Source organism: uncultured Methanobrevibacter sp. (assembly GCF_902771435.1).
Taxonomy (GTDB): Archaea; Methanobacteriota; Methanobacteria; order Methanobacteriales; family Methanobacteriaceae; genus Methanocatella.
Window position 1 is genome coordinate 26,369 of the sequence record NZ_CACXXB010000003.1, and the last position, 21,054, is coordinate 47,422.

General features: G+C 37.1%; 20 protein-coding genes, 2 tRNA genes and 1 pseudogene. 19 read left to right on the forward strand and 4 right to left on the reverse strand.

Features of this window, described 5'->3' with window-relative positions:
* Positions 1–182: 182 nt before the first annotated feature.
* The 8 genes from QZU83_RS01165 to QZU83_RS01200 all read left to right on the forward strand — a co-directional run bounded on the left by QZU83_RS01165 (position 183) and on the right by QZU83_RS01200 (position 8,715).
* Complete coding sequence (locus QZU83_RS01165) at positions 183–1,805, forward strand: ABC transporter substrate-binding protein (RefSeq protein WP_295609127.1); 1,623 nt, start codon at positions 183–185, stop codon at positions 1,803–1,805.
* A 115-nt stretch (positions 1,806–1,920) separates the two neighbouring features.
* The gene (locus QZU83_RS01170; protein WP_295609226.1) at positions 1,921–2,850 is read left to right on the forward strand and encodes an ABC transporter permease; all 930 of its coding nucleotides are present in this window, start codon (positions 1,921–1,923) and stop codon (positions 2,848–2,850) included.
* Entirely contained in the window at positions 2,846–3,700 is an 855-nt protein-coding gene (locus tag QZU83_RS01175) for an ABC transporter permease (protein WP_295609227.1), read from the forward strand. Before QZU83_RS01170 ends, QZU83_RS01175 begins: the two co-directional genes overlap by 5 nt.
* Before the next feature lie 58 nt (positions 3,701–3,758).
* Positions 3,759–4,262 (forward strand): GNAT family N-acetyltransferase, encoded by a 504-nt coding sequence (locus tag QZU83_RS01180; protein WP_295609128.1) that lies wholly within the window; start codon positions 3,759–3,761, stop codon positions 4,260–4,262.
* A gap of 46 nt (positions 4,263–4,308) precedes the next feature.
* Entirely contained in the window at positions 4,309–5,169 is an 861-nt protein-coding gene (truA, locus tag QZU83_RS01185) for a tRNA pseudouridine(38-40) synthase TruA (protein WP_295609129.1), read from the forward strand.
* Between the two features lie 127 nt (positions 5,170–5,296).
* On the forward strand, positions 5,297–6,619 hold the full coding sequence (wecB, locus tag QZU83_RS01190) for a non-hydrolyzing UDP-N-acetylglucosamine 2-epimerase (RefSeq protein ID WP_295609130.1): 1,323 nt from the start codon (positions 5,297–5,299) through the stop codon (positions 6,617–6,619).
* On the forward strand, positions 6,603–7,691 hold the full coding sequence (locus QZU83_RS01195; protein ID WP_295609131.1) for an ATP-grasp domain-containing protein: 1,089 nt from the start codon (positions 6,603–6,605) through the stop codon (positions 7,689–7,691). Before wecB ends, QZU83_RS01195 begins: the two co-directional genes overlap by 17 nt.
* Before the next feature lies 1 nt (position 7,692).
* Positions 7,693–8,715, forward strand: coding sequence for a hydantoinase/oxoprolinase family protein (locus QZU83_RS01200; RefSeq protein ID WP_295609132.1), 1,023 nt, complete (start codon positions 7,693–7,695; stop codon positions 8,713–8,715).
* A 39-nt stretch (positions 8,716–8,754) separates the two neighbouring features.
* Here QZU83_RS01200 and QZU83_RS01205 read toward each other — a convergent pair whose 3' ends face one another.
* The gene (locus tag QZU83_RS01205) at positions 8,755–9,315 is read right to left on the reverse strand and encodes a CDP-2,3-bis-(O-geranylgeranyl)-sn-glycerol synthase (protein WP_295609133.1); all 561 of its coding nucleotides are present in this window, start codon (positions 9,313–9,315) and stop codon (positions 8,755–8,757) included.
* A 150-nt stretch (positions 9,316–9,465) separates the two neighbouring features.
* Between QZU83_RS01205 and tes the strand changes: the two genes are divergently transcribed.
* From tes to QZU83_RS01240, 7 genes and pseudogenes are all read left to right on the forward strand, one after another.
* Positions 9,466–10,968: a tetraether lipid synthase Tes gene (tes, locus tag QZU83_RS01210; RefSeq protein ID WP_295609134.1), complete on the forward strand. Its 1,503-nt coding sequence runs from the start codon at positions 9,466–9,468 to the stop codon at positions 10,966–10,968.
* A 98-nt stretch (positions 10,969–11,066) separates the two neighbouring features.
* Entirely contained in the window at positions 11,067–11,552 is a 486-nt protein-coding gene (gene hacB, locus QZU83_RS01215; RefSeq protein ID WP_295609135.1) for a homoaconitase small subunit, read from the forward strand.
* 22 nt (positions 11,553–11,574) lie between these two features.
* Positions 11,575–12,195: an HVO_0476 family zinc finger protein gene (locus QZU83_RS01220; RefSeq protein WP_295609136.1), complete on the forward strand. Its 621-nt coding sequence runs from the start codon at positions 11,575–11,577 to the stop codon at positions 12,193–12,195.
* Positions 12,196–12,202: 7 nt separating this feature from the next.
* Entirely contained in the window at positions 12,203–13,477 is a 1,275-nt protein-coding gene (locus tag QZU83_RS01225) for a tRNA (N(6)-L-threonylcarbamoyladenosine(37)-C(2))-methylthiotransferase (RefSeq protein ID WP_295609137.1), read from the forward strand.
* Between the two features lie 205 nt (positions 13,478–13,682).
* Positions 13,683–13,857 (forward strand): annotated as a pseudogene (locus QZU83_RS01230) (histone family protein).
* Between the two features lie 171 nt (positions 13,858–14,028).
* Positions 14,029–14,100: transfer RNA gene (locus QZU83_RS01235), tRNA-Val, on the forward strand.
* Between the two features lie 3 nt (positions 14,101–14,103).
* A tRNA-Phe gene (locus QZU83_RS01240) sits at positions 14,104–14,176 on the forward strand.
* 111 nt (positions 14,177–14,287) lie between these two features.
* Here QZU83_RS01240 and deoC read toward each other — a convergent pair.
* Positions 14,288–15,025 carry a deoxyribose-phosphate aldolase gene (deoC, locus tag QZU83_RS01245; RefSeq protein WP_295609138.1) on the reverse strand — a complete coding sequence of 246 codons (738 nt, stop codon included), beginning with the start codon at positions 15,023–15,025 and terminating at the stop codon, positions 14,288–14,290.
* Between the two features lie 53 nt (positions 15,026–15,078).
* Complete coding sequence (locus QZU83_RS01250; RefSeq protein ID WP_295609139.1) at positions 15,079–16,743, reverse strand: tRNA uridine(34) 5-carboxymethylaminomethyl modification radical SAM/GNAT enzyme Elp3; 1,665 nt, start codon at positions 16,741–16,743, stop codon at positions 15,079–15,081.
* A gap of 108 nt (positions 16,744–16,851) precedes the next feature.
* On the opposite strand from QZU83_RS01250, the gene QZU83_RS01255 reads away from it, so the two are divergent.
* Together QZU83_RS01255 and QZU83_RS01260 are read left to right on the forward strand one after the other, a co-directional pair.
* Positions 16,852–17,124, forward strand: coding sequence for a PRC-barrel domain-containing protein (locus tag QZU83_RS01255; protein WP_295609140.1), 273 nt, complete (start codon positions 16,852–16,854; stop codon positions 17,122–17,124).
* Positions 17,125–17,141: 17 nt separating this feature from the next.
* Positions 17,142–17,441, forward strand: a complete 300-nt coding sequence (locus tag QZU83_RS01260; RefSeq protein WP_295609141.1) for a DUF2098 domain-containing protein — start codon at positions 17,142–17,144, stop codon at positions 17,439–17,441.
* A 24-nt stretch (positions 17,442–17,465) separates the two neighbouring features.
* Here QZU83_RS01260 and QZU83_RS01265 read toward each other — a convergent pair whose 3' ends face one another.
* Positions 17,466–19,544 carry a DEAD/DEAH box helicase gene (locus tag QZU83_RS01265; RefSeq protein WP_295609142.1) on the reverse strand — a complete coding sequence of 693 codons (2,079 nt, stop codon included), beginning with the start codon at positions 19,542–19,544 and terminating at the stop codon, positions 17,466–17,468.
* A gap of 118 nt (positions 19,545–19,662) precedes the next feature.
* On the opposite strand from QZU83_RS01265, the gene QZU83_RS01270 reads away from it, so the two are divergent.
* Both QZU83_RS01270 and cbiD read left to right on the forward strand, forming a co-directional pair.
* Positions 19,663–19,926 carry a thioredoxin family protein gene (locus QZU83_RS01270; protein WP_295609143.1) on the forward strand — a complete coding sequence of 88 codons (264 nt, stop codon included), beginning with the start codon at positions 19,663–19,665 and terminating at the stop codon, positions 19,924–19,926.
* A gap of 27 nt (positions 19,927–19,953) precedes the next feature.
* On the forward strand, positions 19,954–21,030 hold the full coding sequence (gene cbiD, locus QZU83_RS01275) for a cobalt-precorrin-5B (C(1))-methyltransferase CbiD (RefSeq protein WP_295609144.1): 1,077 nt from the start codon (positions 19,954–19,956) through the stop codon (positions 21,028–21,030).
* Positions 21,031–21,054 lie beyond the last annotated feature (24 nt).

A 21,054-nucleotide genomic window follows, 5' to 3' on the forward strand; every position in this document is an offset into this window, starting at 1 on the left:
AAAATAGATTCAAATTCAAATAAATTTTAAAAGTAATAAATACATTTTTATACATACATTTTAAAAATAATATTGATATTAAAATAATTTTAAAAAGTATTACTTTATAAGCAATTTTTAACTAAAAAGTATTACTTTTATTTTAATATGCTTAATAATATTTATGGAAATGGTGAAAAGTTATGGAAAAGAAAACAATGATGATTATAGGTGCTGTCGCAGCAATCATTGTTGTTGCTGTTGCCGCTTTTGCATTGATGGGAGGTTCAAATGATAGTGACCCTACCCATTTAACCGTAGCAGCTCACAGTAACATCAAAGAACCTGAATCCGGTTTCAACCCGCTTACCGGTTGGGGATGCGGACACCAAAACTATAATCCGTTGGTACAAAGCTGTTTATTTAAAACAGATAAAAACGGAACAATTGTTCCAGATTTAGCTACTGGTTATTCAATCAGTAGCGATGGTAAAACATGGACTGTAAACTTAAGAAACGATGTTAAATTCTCAGACAATTCAACATTCAATGCTAAAGATGTTGAAACCACATTCAACACTGCTAAAAAAACCGAAACCGACTTGGATTTAACAAATCTCGCAAATGTAACTGCTAAAAATGATACCTGTGTTGAATTTAATTTAGTCGAACCAAGATCAACATTTATTTACGATTTAAGATATGTTGGTATTGTGCCTGAAGAATATGATAACAACACTTATGGCCAAAACCCTATCGGTACCGGACCTTACGTATTGGACCACTGGGACAAAGGTCAACAGGCTATTTTCAAAGTAAATGATAATTACTATGGTGATAAACCATACTTCACTCAAATTACCTTATTATTCCCTGAAGAATCTACCTGGTTAGAACTCGCTAAATCAGGTCAAGTGGATGTAGTGCCTGTTGCAACTTCTGCATTAAACCAATCTGTTGACGGATATCAGTTTGTTGAAAAATCTGCAGGTAGGGCACAAGGTGTATCCTTCCCTTATCTTGAAGATACAGGTAATGTAACCAACCAAAGCGGTTGGAAAATTGGTAACAACGTAACTGCTGATAAGGCTATCAGAGAAGCGTTAAACGTCGGTGTTGACCGTCAAAAAATGTGTGACGAAATATTCTCAGGACATGCTTCTCCGGAATACACCAGTGTAGATACAAGAGACTATGCTAACAATGCTTCCAAAGTTCAAGACGGAAATGTGACCCATGCAAAACAAATCTTAAGTGAAGCTGGTTGGAACGATACTGATGGTGATGGAATCGTAGAGAAAAACGGTACAAAAGCATCATTTGATTTATACTACCCTCCAGACTATCTTGACAGACAATCTTTATCCACCGTATTTGCTGAACAAGCAAAAGAAATTGGAATTGAAGTAAACCTCAAAGGTGCTGATTGGGATACAATTTATGCTAATATGTACAGCTCTGCTGCATTAATGCAACAAACCTCTCCAGACCCATATAAATCCATCTATCAGCAATACCACAGTAAAGATGCTGATGAATTCTATATGAACCCTGGTTTATATAACAATTCTGAATCTGATAAATTGATGGAAGATGCTATGCATTCAACAGATTTAAATGCTTCTGATGCATTATGGGCTCAATCCGCTTTGGTTAACAACGGAGGATGGGGTCCTGCTGGAGATGCTCCATTTGCATGGCTTGTAAACTATGACTACAACTATTTCATCAAAAATGGAATTGACATCGGCGAACAACCTGACGGTTTAGGAAATGATATTTTAATTAACATCTGTGATTGGACAAGAACCAATTCCACAGCATAAATATTCTTTCCTTTTTTATTTTTTTTTTAAAAATTTTTAAAGGGGGTTTACTTCATTGAATAAACAGAAAATAGCTAAATATTTTGGTTTCAAATTAGTACGTTTTATTATATTGATGATTGCTGTTGCAATATTTAGTTTTATTTTATTAGATTTATCCCCTATTGATCCGGTTAGTGCTTATCTAAAAGGTGCTGCGGTATCTGAAGCACAAAGACAAATTTTACAGCAGTATTTCGGCACTAATGTTCCTCTGCCGACAAAAATCTATCACTGGCTATTGGATTTGATTCAGGGCAATCTGGGAACTTCGTTGATATATCGTGCTCCTGTTATTGATGTTATTTTTGAAAAATTCACTGCTTCTGTTGTGTTAATGGCAATTTCATGGATATTGAGTGGTGTTTTAGGTTTTATTTTAGGAGTATTGGCCGGTAAAAATAAAGGGTCATGGATTGATAAAGCGGTTAAGGTTTATTGTTATGCAATTCAATCTGCTCCGTCCTTTTGGGTTGGAATGCTTATTTTAATGGTATTTTCAGTTTATTTAGGATGGTTCCCAATAGGATTTGGTGTTCCTATTGGTGTTAGAAGTACCGATGCAACATTTATGGAGTGGGCAACAAGGCTTGTTCTTCCTACATTAACTTTGAGTTTAGTTGGTCTGGCACCGATTGCAATGTACACACGTAATGAATTGGTTCAGGTTTTATCTTCTGATTATGTGTTGTTTGCAAAATCCAGAGGTGAAAAAGGTTGGGATTTAGTGGTAAATCACGGTATTAGAAATATAATGCTTCCTGCAATTACATTACAGTTCTTATCATTCAGTGAACTGTTCGGTGGTGCAGTACTTGTTGAGCAGGTATTTTCCTATCCGGGTATTGGTCAAACTGCAGTAGCTGCAGGTCTTCAAAATGATGTGCCTCTGTTTTTGGGAATTGTTATTTTCAGTGCAATATTTGTATTTGTAGGTAACCTGCTTGCGGATATTTCATATTACTTCATAGACCCTAGAATCAAGGAGAGTGAGTTCAGTGATTAGAAAACAGAAAGCAGATGATAAAAAACAATGGTTTTTATACTCTGCAAATCTCAGAACAAAAACTCTTGTTATTATTGCAATATCCATAATAGTTATTGTATCAATATTCGTTTCCGGATATTTCATAAGGGATATTCCGTCAAACTTTGCCAGTGCAAATCAGATGCCTTCCCTAGAGCATCTTTTCGGTACCGATTGGATGGGAAGGGACATGTTTCAGCGAACAATCGCAGGACTTGGATTAAGTATTATGGTAGGTTTCATCGCATCTGCAGTAAGTACCTGCATTTCTGTAATTTTAGGATTATTTTCAAGTTTCAACAGGTTTGCAGATGAGTTTGTTGCAGGAATCATTGATTTATTCGGTTCAATTCCTCATATTCTCTTAATCATTCTTGTTTCCATCATGTTCGGTGGTGGAGTATATGGTGTTATTATGGGGGTAGGTTTAACTCACTGGACACCTCTTGCAAGGGTTTTAAGATCTGAAGTAAAGGAAATCAGAACCAAGGAATATATTCATTTGGCAGAAAATCTAGGAAAATCTAAGGTATGGATTGCACTTAAGCACATATTGCCTTTGGTTGTATCCCAAATTATTGTTGGGGTAATTTTAATGTTTCCACATGCAATTATGCACGAAGCGGCAATTACATTTTTAGGATTTGGATTGCCTCCTCATGAGCCTGCAATTGGTGTGATATTGTCAGAATCCATGCACTACTTATCTTCAGGATATTGGTGGCTAGCATTTTACCCTGGTGTATCTTTACTGCTTGTGGTCTTGTTATTTGACCTGATTGGGGAAAATGTTGAAAAATTGCTCAATCCTGAAACTGCTCAGGAATAAGAGAAATTTAAATATTTCTCTTTTTATTTTATTTTTTTTTTTAAATTTTAGTGATATCATGAATATTGAAATTAGAGAAATCAAGAAAGATGAATCTGAAATAAATGCTGTTAAAGATTTTTTATTCAGTCAGATACATAAAGAGTATCATATAGGTCCAACTCCAAAATTTCACTATGATATTTTTGATTTGGAGGATTATTACATTGTACCTGCTAAAAGCAATTTCTTTATAGCTGCTGACGGCGGAAAAATCGTTGCAACTGCTGCTATAAGGCCTTACGATAGGGATTTTGAATTTTTCAGGGGAATTTATACTCCGGAAGATACTGCAAGCATATGGAGATTGATGGTGGATAGGAATTACAGAAGAAATGGTATTGCAGGAGTCCTTGTTGAACTTTTGGAGAATTTTGCCAGAGATGAGGGTTATAGTCGGATATACCTGCATACTCACAGATATCTTGAAGCGGGCCTCCCGTTTTGGAAGTCTGCAGGATTTGAAATAACTGTTGAGGAAGACGACTATGATGAAACAACTCATATGGTGAAATATCTTTGATATTTTCCTAAAAACTTATTTTATATAGAATTAAATATTATAACTGATGAAACGAACAGCACTTAAAATCGGATATATCGGAACTAATTTTCATGGCTTTCAAAGACAGCCTAATCTGAGGACAGTCGAAGAGGAGCTGATTTATCATTTGCGCAAGCTTGACTACATTGACGACTTGAAAAAGTCCAGATTCAGAATTGCCGGCAGAACCGATGCGGGAGTTCACAGCTTGGGCAATGTGATAAGTTTTCAGTCTGAAAAAGAGGTGAGGGTGAATGAAATCAACAATTCCTTGCCTGATGACATTCAGATTCTTGCAAGTGCTCCTGTAAGGTATGCATTCAAACCCAGATATGCTCAAATGAGACAGTACCGATACATGCTATTCGATGATTTGGATATAGACAAACTCAGGGAATGTGCTGAAGTGTTTAAGGGAACACACAACTTCACCAATTTTACAAAGCGCTATCAAAAAACAACCACCAGAACAATTGACGATATTAAAATCACTGAAGTGGATTTGGAGGACTATCATAAAAGGGAGTTTCCTAATCTTCATGATACTCTCTCTCCAATATTTGTGGATATCTATGGGGAGTCCTTTTTATGGAATATGGTTAGGAAAATGATGAGGGTGTTCATTGATGTTGCCAGGGATAAGATGAGCTTGGATGAAGTGGAAAGATTGCTGAATCCTGGTGAAGACGAACCGAGAGCCTACATCAAAGTCACTGAACCGGATTATTTAATTCTGATGGACATACAGTATGACGGCATTAAATTCACATATGATGATTATGCCTGCGAGAGATTCAGACGTGATTTGGTGGCATCTTTGGGAAACCTTCAAAAAAGATACGCCATTCGTGAATCGATGATAAAAAGTTTGGCTGATTTGCATTAACATTAAATATTTGGTTTTGTAATATGTTCATTTTGCATAAGTCATTTTATAACTAGCTAATTTTAATCTTTTTTTCATTAAAATTATTTAAACTATTTAAGTTAATATATTAATTGAGGGAGTATTTATGAAAATAGCAACTATTTTAGGCACAAGGCCGGAGATTATTAAGATGGCCCCCATTATAGCTGAGATTAATAAGAGGGGCATCAATCAGATAGTTTTACATACCGGTCAGCATTATGATAAGGAAATGTCAGATAACTTCTTCAGGGATTTGGAAATTCCTGCTCCCGATTACAATATTCAAGTGGGATCAGGCACCCACGGCAGACAAACAGGTCTTATGATGAAGGGCATTGAAGAGATATTGGTGGAGGAAAAACCTGATATTGTCCTTGTTCAGGGAGATACCAATGCTGTTCTTGCAGGAGCTCTTGTCTGTGCCAAACTGCATATTGCTATAGGTCATGTTGAAGCGGGACTCAGGTCATTTGATGTAACAATGCCTGAAGAAATAAACAGAAGGGTTGCAGATGTCTGCTCATTGATGTATTTCATTCCAACAGAGGAATCTGCAGTCAATCTTTTGGCGGAAGGCTTTTCAAGAAAAAATTTGTTCATAACCGGAAATACTGTTGTAGATGCCTGTTTCAGACACTTGGAAATAGCTGAAAAAAGAGGTTTTGAAGAGGAATCCCTTAAAACATTAGATATTGACAGTATGGATAACATTTTAACTTTAACAATGCACAGGGCAGAAAATGTGGATGTTGAAGAAAGAGTTAGAAATATTATCTCAGCCTTGAAGGAATTGAGCGATATGAACATTATTTTCCCGATCCATCCGAGAACCAAACACACTCTTGAAAACTTTGGACTGTTTGATGAGTTAAACAATCTGGACCATGTTCACATTGTAAGGCCTATCGGTTATCTTGATTTCCTGCTTTTAACCTCAAAATCAACTTTGATATTAACAGACTCCGGAGGTCTTCAGGAAGAGGCAATAACCCTTGATATTCCTGCATTGACATTAAGGTACAATACAGAAAGGCCTGAGACAGTAACTGCCGGAGGAAATATATTGGTTGGAGCCAATAAGGATGCGATTCTGGAAAATGCAAACAGAATATTAAATGACAGTGAATTTGCAGACAGGATGAAAAATGCCGTAAACCCATACGGTCAGGGTGATGCGGCGGTAAAAACTGTTGACGCAATAGAGAAATACTACAGGGAAGGCAATTTAAACATTGCTGCTCCGGAAGATATTATGGACTCATTTTCAAGAAAAATGGCAAAAATAGACATTGACATCACTGTCAGAGAATTCGAAGAGGCTGAAAATGGACTTATTCATATGGTCTTTGACGGCGAAAAAATGAGGTTCCCAACAGACGAATTAAACTTAAAAGGAATGATGATTACTTATGACAAACGAGAATGATTCAATTTTGGTATTTGAATATTTCACCGCTTCAGGTGAAAAGGACAAGTGTATAATTTCAGAAGCCGAAGCATTGATATTTGCACTTTTAGATGATTTGGCAGATTTGAAAAAGGACGTGATTTTAAATAAATCATATGAAAATGCCGTGAAGGATTTCGATAATGTAAATCCTATTCTAATTGAAGGAGATGTTGTTGATTGGCTCAAAGACAATGCTGCACAGTTTAAAAAAGCTATTTTTATATCTGCAGAAAACAATAACAACTTATACAACATCACAAAAATCCTTGAGGAAAATGACGTAAAAACATATACCTCAACAGCTGAGGCATGCTTCAAATCATCCGACAAATCAGAATCTTACGAAGCGCTTTATGATGCGGTTCCACAACCTAGAACATTCAGATTCAAAATAGATCCAAAAGGCTACTGGAAAAGAGCCATTGAACATTTATATGAGAAATGGCAAGCCGAAGATCCTTTAACAAAATTGAAAATCATCATAAAACCGCTGATTGGAGTGGACTGTGAAGACATTGTTGTCATTGAAGACATTGGCGATTTGACACTTGATTTGGATAAGATATTCGTTCCAGGCTCAAGAGTCATTGTCCAGGAATTCATTGAAGGAACCGATGTCAGCGTAAGCCTGATATCTGACGGTAAAACAGCAATACCAATCAGTCTTAATGAACAGTTTGTTGAGCTTAAGGATGATAAAGGAACTTATCTTGGTGGAAAATTACCGTTTGAAAGCAAATACAAAGATGAAGCTTTTGAAATAGCTAAAAAAGCAGTTGAATCAATTGATGGGCTGAAAGGTTTTGTCGGTGTTGACCTAATCATAAATGCGGATGAAAAGGACGTATATTCCGTATATCTTTTGGAAATAAATTCAAGATTCACCACTCCATATGTGGGATTAAAGCAAATCGCCAACTTCAACATTGGAAAAACCATTGTGGACCTGCTTGACGGCGAAATTGCCATTGATGAGATTGATGTGTCTTTGGACGGTGAAGTTGAATTTAAAAAATCCGGAGATAATCTGGAAATAAGGAGAATCTAAGATGAAAGTAGCTGGATTTGATATTGGCGGTGCAAACACTGACCTTGCAGTAATCGACTTTGAAGGAGATAAAATAGAAAACATTGAAGTTGATTTCGCATATCTTCCGATGTGGAGCAATAACGATGATTTATCTGAAGTTCTTGTGGAACTGATTGAAAACATCTGTCCTGTATCCGAAATCGATGCGGTCGGAATTTCAATGACTGCCGAACTTGTCGATGCATACGATACAAAAAAGGATGGGGTTCTGGATGTTGTAAGAAAATGCGAAGAAACTTTTGACTGTCCTACAGCTTATGTTGGAGTGGATGGAATGATTTCAAGGGATGAAATTGAACAGACTCCTCTTAAGGCAGCTGCGGCCAATTGGATTGCAACAGCCCAAATTGCAACATTAATATCAGACAATTGCATTTTCATTGACACAGGAAGTACAACAACTGACATCATACCAATCAAGGACGGTAAGGAATGTGCAATCGGCAAATCTGACTTTGACAGATCCGCTACCGGTGAGTTGGTGTATACCGGAACATTAAGGACAAATCTTGCAAGCTTTCTGGACAAGGTTCAATTGAATGGAAAGGAATATAGGGTTGCATCAGAATTGTTTGCACAGACTGCAGATGTCTACACTGTTTTGGATTTGATAAATCCTGAAGATTATGTCTGCGATACCTTTGACGGCGAAGGAAAATCAAAAACAGATTGTGCAAAAAGAATTGCCCGTGTTGTCTGCGCTGATTTGGAGATGCTGTCCATGGATGACATAGTCGAGATGTCAAGATTCATCCATCAAAAGCAGATTGAACAGATTGCTGATGGCCTAAAACAGGTTGCGGATACTCAGAATCTGGATTTAATCGTCACAACAGGTTTGGGTAAGGACATTTTGGATAAACCGGCAGCAGAGCTTTTAGGACTGCAAGTCAAATCCATGGGAGATATTCTAACAGATGAAGAATGCGTAGTTGCACCTGCCGTTGGAACTGCAGTGATGATGAACAAATACTTAAGTTAAATGGGTGTATCCTACACTCAAAAATATCTTTTTTTTTAGTTAATACCAAACATCTTTCAGGCCAAGTAAATATGCGCCGGTATTTGCCAACAGATGAATGATTAATGTTAGCACAATAGCCATCACGATGAATACCCAATCCAGTTTCACGACAAATGAAACAAGAATCAGTGCAACTATCAAAAAGTCCAGCTGATCTAGGAGTGGAGCAGGTTTTCCCCTTCCGATTCCAAGTCTTCTTTTTAGAAAACTGCCAAGTGCATCGCCTAAAAGCGCACCAAAACCAAGCAGGAATCCAATAAGTATTCCTTCACTGACATTTGTAATTATAGGTGTTGTAATAAATTGTCCAAAATTAGATAGTATATATGGAGCAGCCAATCCTTGGAGGGTTCCAGTAATAATTCCAATAATGGTCCCTCCAATAAGACCTTTCCATGTTACTCCGTCACCAATCCAGCGAACTCCATTTTTGTCTGATTTTCCAAAATCAACAGGCATTCCTCCGCCGAACAGCAATCCTGCACCGTTTGAAAAATATGCCGGCAGGATAAAGTACAGTGTTAAAACACATGTGACCAGAATCATTTGAATATCCATTTAATTTTATGCTCCGTATAGTTGCTTGTTTTAATATATTGTTCAAAGTAGTATATATTAATTAAGTTTAAATATTACATTAAGTTAAATATATAATATTATGTAAGTTTATGCTAATAATATTTTTATTGTTAGTAGTGGGTGATTTGATTGAAATTTAAAGATACTAAAAGTTTATGTCCAGAGTGTGGCAAGACTCTTGATGCTGAGGTTTTCAGTAAAGACGGTAAAGTTTTCATCAAAAAAACTTGTGACGAGCACGGAGAGTTCATAAACACTTACTGGGGAGATGAAGAATTATATAAAAGGGCTGAAAAATTTACTCCATCAATTACATCTGTTGATAACCCTTCCGTTGATGATGTTACAAGTTGTCCGGATAACTGCGGGTTATGTTCAAAACATGAGACTTCAACTGTTTTAGGATTAATTGATGTAACCAACAGATGTAACTTAAGATGTCCAGTTTGCTTTGCCAATGCGGCAGCTGCAGGATATAAATATGAACCTTCACAGGATGAGATAAGGCAAATGCTTAAAAATTTAAGGAATTTAAAACCTCATCCATGTCTTGCTATTCAATATGCCGGTGGAGAGCCTACTGTCAGAAAGGACATTGTTGAACTTGTTGCAATGGCAAAAGAAGAAGGATTTACTCATGTTCAAATAGCAACAAACGGTTTAAGATTGGCCAGAAAGGAAGAATTGGCTAAAGATTTAAAAGAAGCTGGATGTAATACAATTTATTTGGCGTTTGATGGTGTAACTCCAGAACCTTACATTAACAACAGGGGTAAGGATTTGCTTCCATTTAAATTGGATGCGATTGAAAACTGTAGAAAAGCAGGATTGGGCGTTGTATTGGTACCTACATTAATCAAAGGAATCAATGATCACCAAGTCGGCGATATAATCAAATTTGCATTTGACAATAATGACATAATTTATGGGGTTAACTTCCAACCTGTTTCATTTGCTGGAAGAACTCCTGCCGATGAAGTGGAAGAGCAAAGAATCACAATTTCTGATTTCGTCGACATTGTTGAAGAGGTATCCGACGGTCAGGTATCCTCATCTTCATTTTATCCGCCATCATTTGTCGAGCCTATTGCTGAAATCATTTCCCGTCTGGATGGTGAAGAGTCACCTAAAGTTACTCTGAACTGCCACCAGCATTGTGGAATTGCAACTTACGTGTTCAGAGAAAAAACAGAGGGCGACGGTAAGGATAAACTAATCCCAATTACTGATTTCATTGATGTCGAACGCTTGTTCAATAAATTGAGTGAATATAATGAAAAACTTGAGCAGGGCAAATTCGGCTCTCATAAGAGGGTTTTAGCAGGTTTAACTGGAAACCTTCCTAAAATGGTTCACCCTAGCAAAACTCCTGAAGACTTGGACATTGTCAAAGTTTTAGTGAATGTATTTGCTAAGGGAGATTATGACGCATTGGGAGCATTTTCCAAAGATGCAATGCTTATCTCATGTATGCACTTCATGGATCCATTCAACTTTGACGTTGACAGGGTTAAAAAATGTGTTATTCATTATGCAACCCCTGACGGCAGAATCATACCGTTCTGTACCATGAATTCAAAATATCGTCAGGCAGTAGAACAGAAATTTGCAAAACCTTTAAAACAGAAATAATTTAATTTTCAAATCACCAAAAAACTTATTTTCAGTATTTGGGCTTCCCAAATACTCCAATATTTTTTATAATTCAATTATTCTTATTAGTGATATAAATGGATATTATCAAAGGAAAAACATGGACTTTCGGAGAGAATATAGACACTGATGTAATCATTCCCGGAAGATATTTAAGAACATTCAATCCTCAGGATTTAGCGGATCACGTGCTTGAAGGTGAAAGGCCGGATTTCACAAAAAATGTTGAGAAAGGAGACATTATCGTTGCCGATGAAAACTTTGGCTGCGGCTCATCAAGGGAACAGGCACCGGTGGCTATTAAAACTGCAGGTGTTGATGCGATTGTTGCCAAATCATTTGCAAGGATTTTTTACAGAAATGCAATCAACATAGGCCTTCCGGTCATCGTATCTGACATCGAAGCAAAAGACGGGGATGTCCTAAGCATTGATTTGTCTGAAGGGATATTGGTTAATGAAACTACAAACGAATCAAAAACATTCGAACCCTTCAAGGAATTCATGTTGGAAATTTTGGAAGATGAAGGATTGGTAAACCATTATTTAAAGAATAAGGAATAATTTTCATAACTGAGGGATTAAGATGGAATGTCCGATTTGCGGTAGCGATGAAATAGAAATTTTAAACTCAAAACAAAAATCATCAAAGAAGAAATTTATTGAGGAATACCTGTTAAGATGCGAAGAATGCCAACATGTTTTTAAAGATGTTGTCTCCCTTAAAAAGCCTCAACCTTATAGATTAATTATCTCAGAGCAGGATAAGTCTCACAAAACAACCATTGACCTGTCACCAAGTGATGAACTTGAAGTAGGGGATGTTTTACTTTCAGAATTGGGTCAGGTTGAAGTGACAAGCATTGAAGTTGGCGACACCAGAGTCAACAAGGCAAAAATTGAAGATATTGACACCATATGGGCCAATTCTATTGAAATTCCGGCAAGAATAGGATTTTCTGTAGATTTGCATGGTGAAGTTGACTCCTATAAGCTGGACCTTGAAAGGGATTTTGAAATAGCTCCGGGCGATGTCGTAAAAATTGACAAGCACATCGTCAAAGTGCATGTCGTTAAGACTCAGGAAAGAAAGCTCACTTCAGGCTTTGCAAAGGCAAATGTCATTACAAGGGTTTATTCCAAACCGGTCAAATTCAATAATTATGACTATGATTTAACCAAATACATTTTCAAAAAGACAAAATAGTGAAATAATGAAAGTTTATATTGAAACATACGGATGTACCTTTAACAAGGCGGATTCACAAATCATTGCAGGCGTTTTATGCCAAAATGAAATCGATATTGTTGATGATATTGATGATGCGGATGTCATTATAGTGAATACCTGCTATGTTAAGCTTCCTACAGAAAACAAGGTCACCTATAAAATACAGAAAATTCAGGAGAAATATCCGGATAAGAAAATCATTGTCAGCGGATGCATGGTGGAAATCGATCCTGAGAAATTAGACAAGATAGGACCTGACTGTTCCTGGATAGGACCTCACCAGTTGAATAAGGCAGCGGATGTTGTCAATGCCACATACTGTGGTGATGTTGTCCGAGAATGTGGATTTTCAAAGGAAAGCAAAGTGGGTGTTCCAAAATTGTCTGACGGAAGTTTGATTCATATAATTCAAATTTGTGAGGGGTGTTTGGGTGCATGCACATTTTGTTGCACTCGTTTTGCACGTGGCCCTCTAAACAGCTATCCGATTGCAGATATTGTAGCAGAAGCAAGGGAAGCTATTGAAAATGGCGCATGTGAAATTCAGCTCACTGCCCAGGATACTGCAGCATTCGGCCGTGACAGTGGTGAAAAACTGTCTGATTTAATTAAAGAAGTGGCCAATCTGGAGGGAGATTTCCGTATACGTGTTGGAATGATGCATCCTAAAAACATTTTAAATCAAGTCGATGAAATAATCGATGCGATGAAACATCCGAAGGTATATAATTTCATTCATTTGCCTATACAATCAGGCAGTGATAAGGTTTTATCCGAGATGAGAAGGGGTCACACAATCGAACAGTATTTGGATATTGTGGAAAAATTCAAAACCGAAATTCCAGACATGACTCTTGCCGTCGATATTATTGTGGGATATCCGACAGAAACAGATGATGATTTTGACATGACAGTTGAACTCTTGGAAAAAATAAAGCCAAGCCTTATTCACCTGTCAAAATATCAGCACAGAAAAGGTGCAATTTCATCTTCACTTAAAGAGATTTCTCCTGACGTCATGAAGAAAAGATCCAAATATTTATCACAAATCAAATCTGAAATTACTGAAGAGGAAAATAAATTGCTGGTTGGAACCACTCAAAATGTATTGGTTGTTGAAAAAGGTTCTAAAGGAGGATTCATAGCAAAAACGGATTCATATATTCCGGTAATTGTAGATAGTGTTGAGTTAGGATCTTTTGTAAATGTAAAAATTACTGAGGCAACTGCAACATACCTTAAAAGTGAATTGCTATAAATGAAATTTTTTTATTTATTTATGTTCTTATTTTCATATTTTCACCTAATTTTTATCCTTTAATTTTATATAATATTAGTATTTTTCACTGATTTTCAAAAGCATATTAGAACAGTTGATGTACTAAAATATAGGCGATTATTATTGGTTTTTACCGATACCTTTATATAGTATTTTGTACTATCTTTTAATTGGAGGTGTAATAATGAGTGAATTACCAATCGCACCAGTCGGTCGTATCTTAAAAAATGCTGGCGCACAAAGAATTAGTGATGATGCAAAAATTGCATTAGCTGAAGCATTAAAAAGCTGTTAATTTCGCACGCCACGCTGGTAGAAAAACTGTAAAAGCTGAAGATATCAAATTAGCAATCAAATAGATTCGTTAATTAAGTTATTTTCAAAAAAAGCTTTTTAGAATAAAATCTATTGGCCATTTCTTTGGTCAATTTTTTTTATTTTTAAAATTTTATTTTATTGTTTTACCACTTGTTCTATTAATTTAAGAAAAGTTTATATATTACTTGTTTCATATATTAGAATGTTGTATAGGACCGGTGGTCTAGGGGTATGATTCCTCTTTGACGTGGAGGAGATCACGAGTTCGAATCTCGTTCGGTCCATATGCCATGTTAGTTCAGATGGGAGAACGCTAGACTGAAGATCTAGATGTCGCTGGTTCAAGTCCGGCACATGGCATTTCTTTTACTTATTTTCTTGATATTTTTTTAAAATCAGATTATTTTTTCTTTAATTTCAAATGGTGATTTTTTTTTAAAAAAAGAAGTTTGGATTAAATGGATAAACCATCTAATCTTTTTTGGTTAAGGTAATAGGTTTTGGGGTTACTTGAGTGTTTTCTCTTAAGTCCTTATATCTTTTAACGATTTCATAACCTTGGTCGCTTCCAAGCTTGTCTGCTCCTGCAGTTATAATCTGGTTTGCATTTTTATAGTCGTTAATGCCGCCGAAGATTTCAATCTTGATTTTTGGAGCATGTTTTTGGAAGATGTTAATGTCATTCACATTTTCGTAGATGTGGTTAGGTGTCATGAATCCTGTTGATGTTTTTACGTAATCGGCTCCTGCAATCTCTGCGGCCTTGGCTGCATTTGCCTTTTCATAGTCTTCCAGTGCTTTGGTTTCAATAATGACCTTTAGGGTCTTATCGCCGATTGCTTCTTTAATCTGTTTGATTTCATCTTCTATTAATGAGTATTTTTCATCTTTCAGGTGGCTTAGGTTGAGAACCATTTCGATTTCATCGGCTCCGCTTTCTACCAATGCAATCGCTTCAGCCTTTTTGGTTTCGCCATCTTCGAAACCTAATGGAAATCCGACAACGCTTCCGATTTTAATGTCTGTTTCATCCAAAACTTCTTTTGCTAATGAAACGTATGTTGGTGAGACAACTACTGAGTTGAAATTCAATTCTTTTGCTTTTTCAAGAAATTCTCTCATTTCTCCTTCAGTAATCATGTTATTTAAGTTTGTGTAGTTAATGTAACTAGCTAATTCGCTTGAATTTTTAATATTATAACCTACCATATTACCACTCTCTTATTTGTTAGTATGTATACGAACGTATATAAATATTTTTTCTATATTATTTTCTTTTTCATGTAAGGTCCTACTTTTTCATATCCGAACTTGCGGTAGTAGTTTCTGGAGCCTATTCCGCTGATGATGGCCACTTCTTCATATCCCCTGTCAATGGATATGTTTTCGGCTTCTTTTAGAAGTTTTTCACCAAATCCTGTGTGCTGGCCAATTTCAGGATTTTTGTCTCCGATTTTTATCATGTTTCCATAAACGTGCAGCTCACGTACAAGTGAGGTCTTGTCTGTGATTTCGTCTCTGAAATGATTTTTGGATGGGAAACGCAATCTTAAAAATCCTGCAATGCTTTCCTCATTGACATCTTCAATGGATAGGAAATTTTCCTCACCTTCACAGGCAATGTATTTTTCCCTAAAGAGATCATATTCGTCCAGGCCGTATTGCCTTGATGTCTTTTTGTGCCCGATTTCTCTGCATCTTATGCATTGGCAGTCAACATGCTTTTCGGCAAGTTTGTTGTAGACGAGCTCTCCGAGGTTGGATTTTTTAACGCCCGCTTCTATAAGGGTTGCTGGAATGTCCCGTTGGATTCTCATGGTTCTCACCCATTTTGGAAGAATCTCCTTAACCTTTGCAATCAGTTCAACGGCCTGCTCATCAGTGTATGGTGAATATTCTCCCCTTTGCCAAAGGTCATATAATTCACTTCCCTTCGTAACGAGGCAGGGGTAAATCTTAAGCATGTCCGGTTTGAAATTCTCATCGCTGAAAAGCCGTTTAAACATTTTCAAATCCTCCGCTTCATCTACAAAAAGCCCTGGCATCATATGCATTGCCACTTTTATTGCAGAGTCTCTCAGAAGCTGGTTGGCTTCAATGACGTCAGCTATTGTATGGCCCCTTTTTATCCTTTCATACATTTCATCGGATAGGGTTTGAACGCCAAGCTCCACTCTTGTGACTCCAAAGTCAAGCATTCTGTTGATATGTGGCTTTTTACAGTAATCAGGGCGTGTTTCAAATGTCATTCCAACGCATCTTACTTTTGAATTTTCGTTTGCTTTTTGAACATCGCTGATTAAGACATAGTCGTTTGGAGGGTATGTCTTCAAAACGCCGCTTTCAAAGCCCCTTATTTCATCAGAATCAAGGTTGTATTCAAAGTTATCCGGTTTGTTTTCAATAATCAGTCCGAAATCTGTCATTGCCTTCAGGCATTGTGAGACAAACCATTCCTGATAGCATAAATCTCTTGACGGGAATGTGCCTCCCATGATAATCAGCTCCACCTTATCGATAGGGTGTCCGATTTGCTTAAGCTGCTTCAGGCGGTTGAAACATTGGATGTATGGGTGAAATTCATACATTCTTCCTCTAAGTGCAGCCGGCTCTTCACCGGTATAGCTTGGAGGAGCTATTTCACTCTCCGGACAATAGAAACATCTTCCATGAGGACATTTATGAGGATGACACATTACTGCAACGATTGCAACGCCTGACATTGTTCTTGTAGGTTTTTTCTTTAAAATCCCCGAAACGATTTCCTTCTCTTCAGGTGTTGCGAATTTTAAGATATCGGCATTGCTCATGAATTTCGATAATTTTAAATCACGGCAAAGCTGTCTTTTTTCAACTTCAAGATCACGTCGAGTAGATATTTTTCCATCCAATATGTCTTCGATAATTATTCGACATGCTTTTTGCATTTTTTCACCTTTTAATTTCAAATAGTTAATTTTATATAAAGGTTTAATTTAAATACTTAATGCTTTATAATAATTATTATAATACAATTTATTTAGTAGGTGAAAAATATGAAAATTAGAGAATTTTTAGGTTCTACAGTATTAGACAAAAATGCAAATGAAGTAGGAAAAGTTGACAATGTTGAGTTCAACCCAGAAGATGGTAAAATCGAAAAAATTACTTTAACCTTACAAAAAAATATCTTCTCCAAAGATGAACTTGAAATTGACTTTGATGATGTAGCTACTATCGGTGCATATGTCATTTTAAACAAAGAAATTCCTAAACATGAAGAAAAAGTAGAAGCTACTATTGAAATTGAAGAAGACGAAGAAGAATAAACATAAAAGGTAATATTATGGCTTTTGATGCAAGAGATAAAGAAATTGCTCTTGATTCACATGTCAGATATGTTGATACAGGAACCATAGGTAAGGTTCTTGATATTAAAACCACTGATGGTGTCGATTGGGTTAGAATCGACAAAACTGACTTATGGTATCGTGCCAGTCTGGTCGAAGTTCTCGATGATAAGGACTTAAATAAAAGATTCGATGACAGAGGCGATGGCGAGCTCGATATCGAAGCACTCAAAGAAAAGGCAGAAAAACTGGAAAACATGCAAATGGATTCCAGCGTTGCCGAAGGTGGGGGTTAAACCCGCCTTACTTATTTCTTTTTTTTAATTATTTACAAACAACTTAATCTTTTCGGCAAGTTTAGGGCCGATTCCTTCGATATTTTGCAGTTCTTTTTCTGAAACACCACTCAAATCGTCGCCGAAGATTTCAACGACTTTTCTAGCTCTTTTTCTACCCAGCCTTTTAACGCCGACAACCAGAGGTATGATGTCGTCCTTGACTCCGTAATAGAGTCTTGCAGACAGGATGTCAAAGTCCCTTAAATTGGAATAGTTTCCTAAAACTTCGGCGGTGTTTTTGGCAAACCTGACAAGTCTTGACGCCTCATAGGCTGATCTTCTGGTTGAAGCGGAATATACGTTGTATTTGTTTTCTATTTCATATTCGCTTCTCTCACCAATCCATTCAATCAGTGAAACTGTTGTGGCTTCAGGGTTTCCTATATCGACTGCAAACAGTCCGACTTCAGATAATTTGTCCCGTACTGGATCTTTTGATTTTCTTCCCTTAAATGAAATCAGCGGCAAATCAGGAGTTTCTGCCAGGGCATATATGAACTCTTCGGTGTTCATTTCACTCATGGTTGAGATGTATTCCTTGATTTTAACTGCGGTTTCAACACTGTAATTTGACCTTGCAATAAGATTTCCAAAGTCTGTTGTCTTAAGGCCTTCAGGTGTGGCTCTTATTATTCCGTTGTGAAGCAGGAAGCTCAATGCATTTTCAAGCTCATACTTTAAGCTTTCCTCTGCAAAAAATGACATTGAAGGATTGTTGTTCATCTGATAACCGTATAATGTTTTTGAGAAAAAATCGGTCAGGTCATTTAAATCCTTTGAAAGGGTGGAAGCGATTTGCGCTATAATCTGTCTGTAGATTGCATCCTTGTTGTCGACCAGTTTGGAGTTGGTCAGCTCGATTTCACCTTCAACATAGTATTCCTGCAGATTTTGGGCTTCGTCCATTGTTTTGGCAATGAGATATGAATATCCGACATCGTCATACTGCGGCCTTCCTGCCCTTCCTGACATCTGCTCGTAGTCAAAGACAGGAATCGGCTGAGGACCGTTGCTTGTCCAGCGTGTATGGTCTCTGATAACGACAGTTTTTGAAGGCAGATTGACTCCATACATTAAACTTGGTGTTGCAGTTATCATCAGAATGTTTCCTTTTCTGAATTCATCCTCAATGATTTCCTTTTGCTCATTGAACAGTCCCGCATGGTGGAATGCAACTCCCTTTTCGGCCGCTTCAGCCAGCTTGACGCATGTTGAGGTTGGAAGTGATCCCTTCTTTTTCGGAACTTCAAGCAGCTTTTGAGCAACTTCCTTGAATGCTTCCCTTTGCTTTACATTGATTTTCTTGTTGATTTTTCCTGAAACGTAAGTTGCCAGGCTTTCGGTAAATCTTCTGGTTGATACAAATGCAAGGGCCTGGGACTTGTCTTTTATAGCCTTTTCAATTACTTTGACAATAACGTCATTCTTGTTTTTGGTGTTGAACATCTCGGCGTCCAATACTTCCTTGTTGAGAGGAACTGGCCTGTAGTCGTGTTCCACGCATGTGCCCTCAAGCCATCCTTCGATTTCTTCTATATTTCTCAAAGTAGCAGAAAGCGCAATAATTCTCATTGAAGGATTGATTATTTTGGCTCTTGTTATTGCAGCTTCAAGTGTCGGACCTCTTGTGAATTCCCCAATCATGTGGAATTCATCAATTATTAGGGTATCAACATCCCTCAGGTTGTCCCATGAAAATCTTGTAAGGGCGTCAAAGGATTCAAAAACCATGACGGACAGGTCTGCACTGCCGGGGTGTTTTCCAACTCTTATGCCGTGTTCTTCAAATGCCTTGAACTCCTTCACCTTTTCATTTTGTATTGAAAGGAGAGGCGCTGCATAAACTGCCTTTCCACCATTCAATATGGTTTTGAGTGCAGGAAGCACTCCCAAAACAGTTTTTCCACTTGCTGTTGGAATGCAAATGATGTAGTTTGAGTTGTCATCCAGATATCCAGATTCAATCACTGCCTTTTGAGCGGGATTAAACTCTTCAATGTAGGGATAAGCGCTGTTAATTATTGTTTTAATATCATCTGGTAAATTTTCCATTTTAATCAATAGAATTTATTTTTCTTATATATATTAAAAGTTTCCAGAGAGCATTTGAAAAGTATTCGTGGTAACTGTTATATATAACAAATAATAAAATACTTATAAAAATAAAGGAGTTTATAAAATGGCAATTAAAGTAGAAGTATTTTCAACAAACTCTTGTCCACATTGTCCTGCAGCAATTGATGCTGCTCAAGTAGCTAAAGATAAATTAGGTGATGCTATCGATGTAGAAATATTCAAAATCGATGAAAGCATGGAAAACAGACAAAAAGCAATAGATTATCAAATCATGGCTGTCCCTACAATCGTAATCGATGGTGAAGTTACATTTGTTGGAGCACCTATGGCTGATGAACTTATTCAAGAACTGGAATCTAAATTGTAGATTCTCTCTTTTTATTCTTTTTTTAAAATGACTGATGATAATTATACTGGAGTTACAACAGGAACAGTAGCTACAGCCTGTTCTCTTGCGGCTTTGGATGCAATCTTGGAAAGTCCTGATATTGCATGTGTTAAAGTCGAAACTCCCAAAAAGACATTGGATATCATCATTGACGAGTGCAAGCTATTGTCACCAAACAAGGCGCAGGCCACCGCTCACAAAAATCCATACAATGATCCTGACGTTACTGTAAACCTGGATATCATTGCAACTGTGGAGCTTTTTGATGGGACTTCTGAAAAATCCAATATAATCATTACCGGAGGAGTGGGTGTTGGTAAAATCACAAAGCCTGGCCTTCAGATTCCCGTTGGGGAATATGCAATAAATCCGGGTCCCCGCAAAATGATTTTTAAAAATTTATGCGATAAAATTCCAGACGGTAAAACGGCTAAGGTTACAATTTCCATTCCGGAAGGTGTGGAGATTGCCAGAAAAACCATGAATCCCAAATTGGGGATTGTCGGAGGAATATCCGTTCTTGGAACAACAGGGATTGCAAGGTCAATGTCAAGTGATGCCTATAAGAATTCCATAGTCACCCAAATCGATGTTGCCCTAGCTTCAGGAATTGAAGATCTGGTTTTTGTTCCGGGAAACATTGGAGAAAAATTAGCTATAAAAGATTTGGGAATTGGTAAAGAGCAGATTATTCAGACAGGTAATTTTGTAGGATTCATGTTTGAAGAGGCTGAAAAAAGAGGTGTCAAGAAATTCACTTACTTCGGACATATGGGTAAGCTGATAAAAGTTGCCGGAGGAATATTTGACACAAAACATGCCGTTGCCGACGGCAGACGTGAGATTATGGTTACTCATGCGGCTCTTTGCGGTGCAGATAGGAAATCTCTCGAAAGGCTGTTCGATTCAAAAACAACCGATGATATGATGGATATCTTAAACGATATCAATTTGTCTGTGGAAGTTTCAAATAGCATTGCTTCCGCAATTCATGAAAGATGTATGCAGCGTTTTGATTTGGATTTGAATGTGATTCTGGTTGATATGGAAGGAAATTATCTAAACAGTAACATGAAAAAATAAGGTGATGTTAATTAGTTAACATCC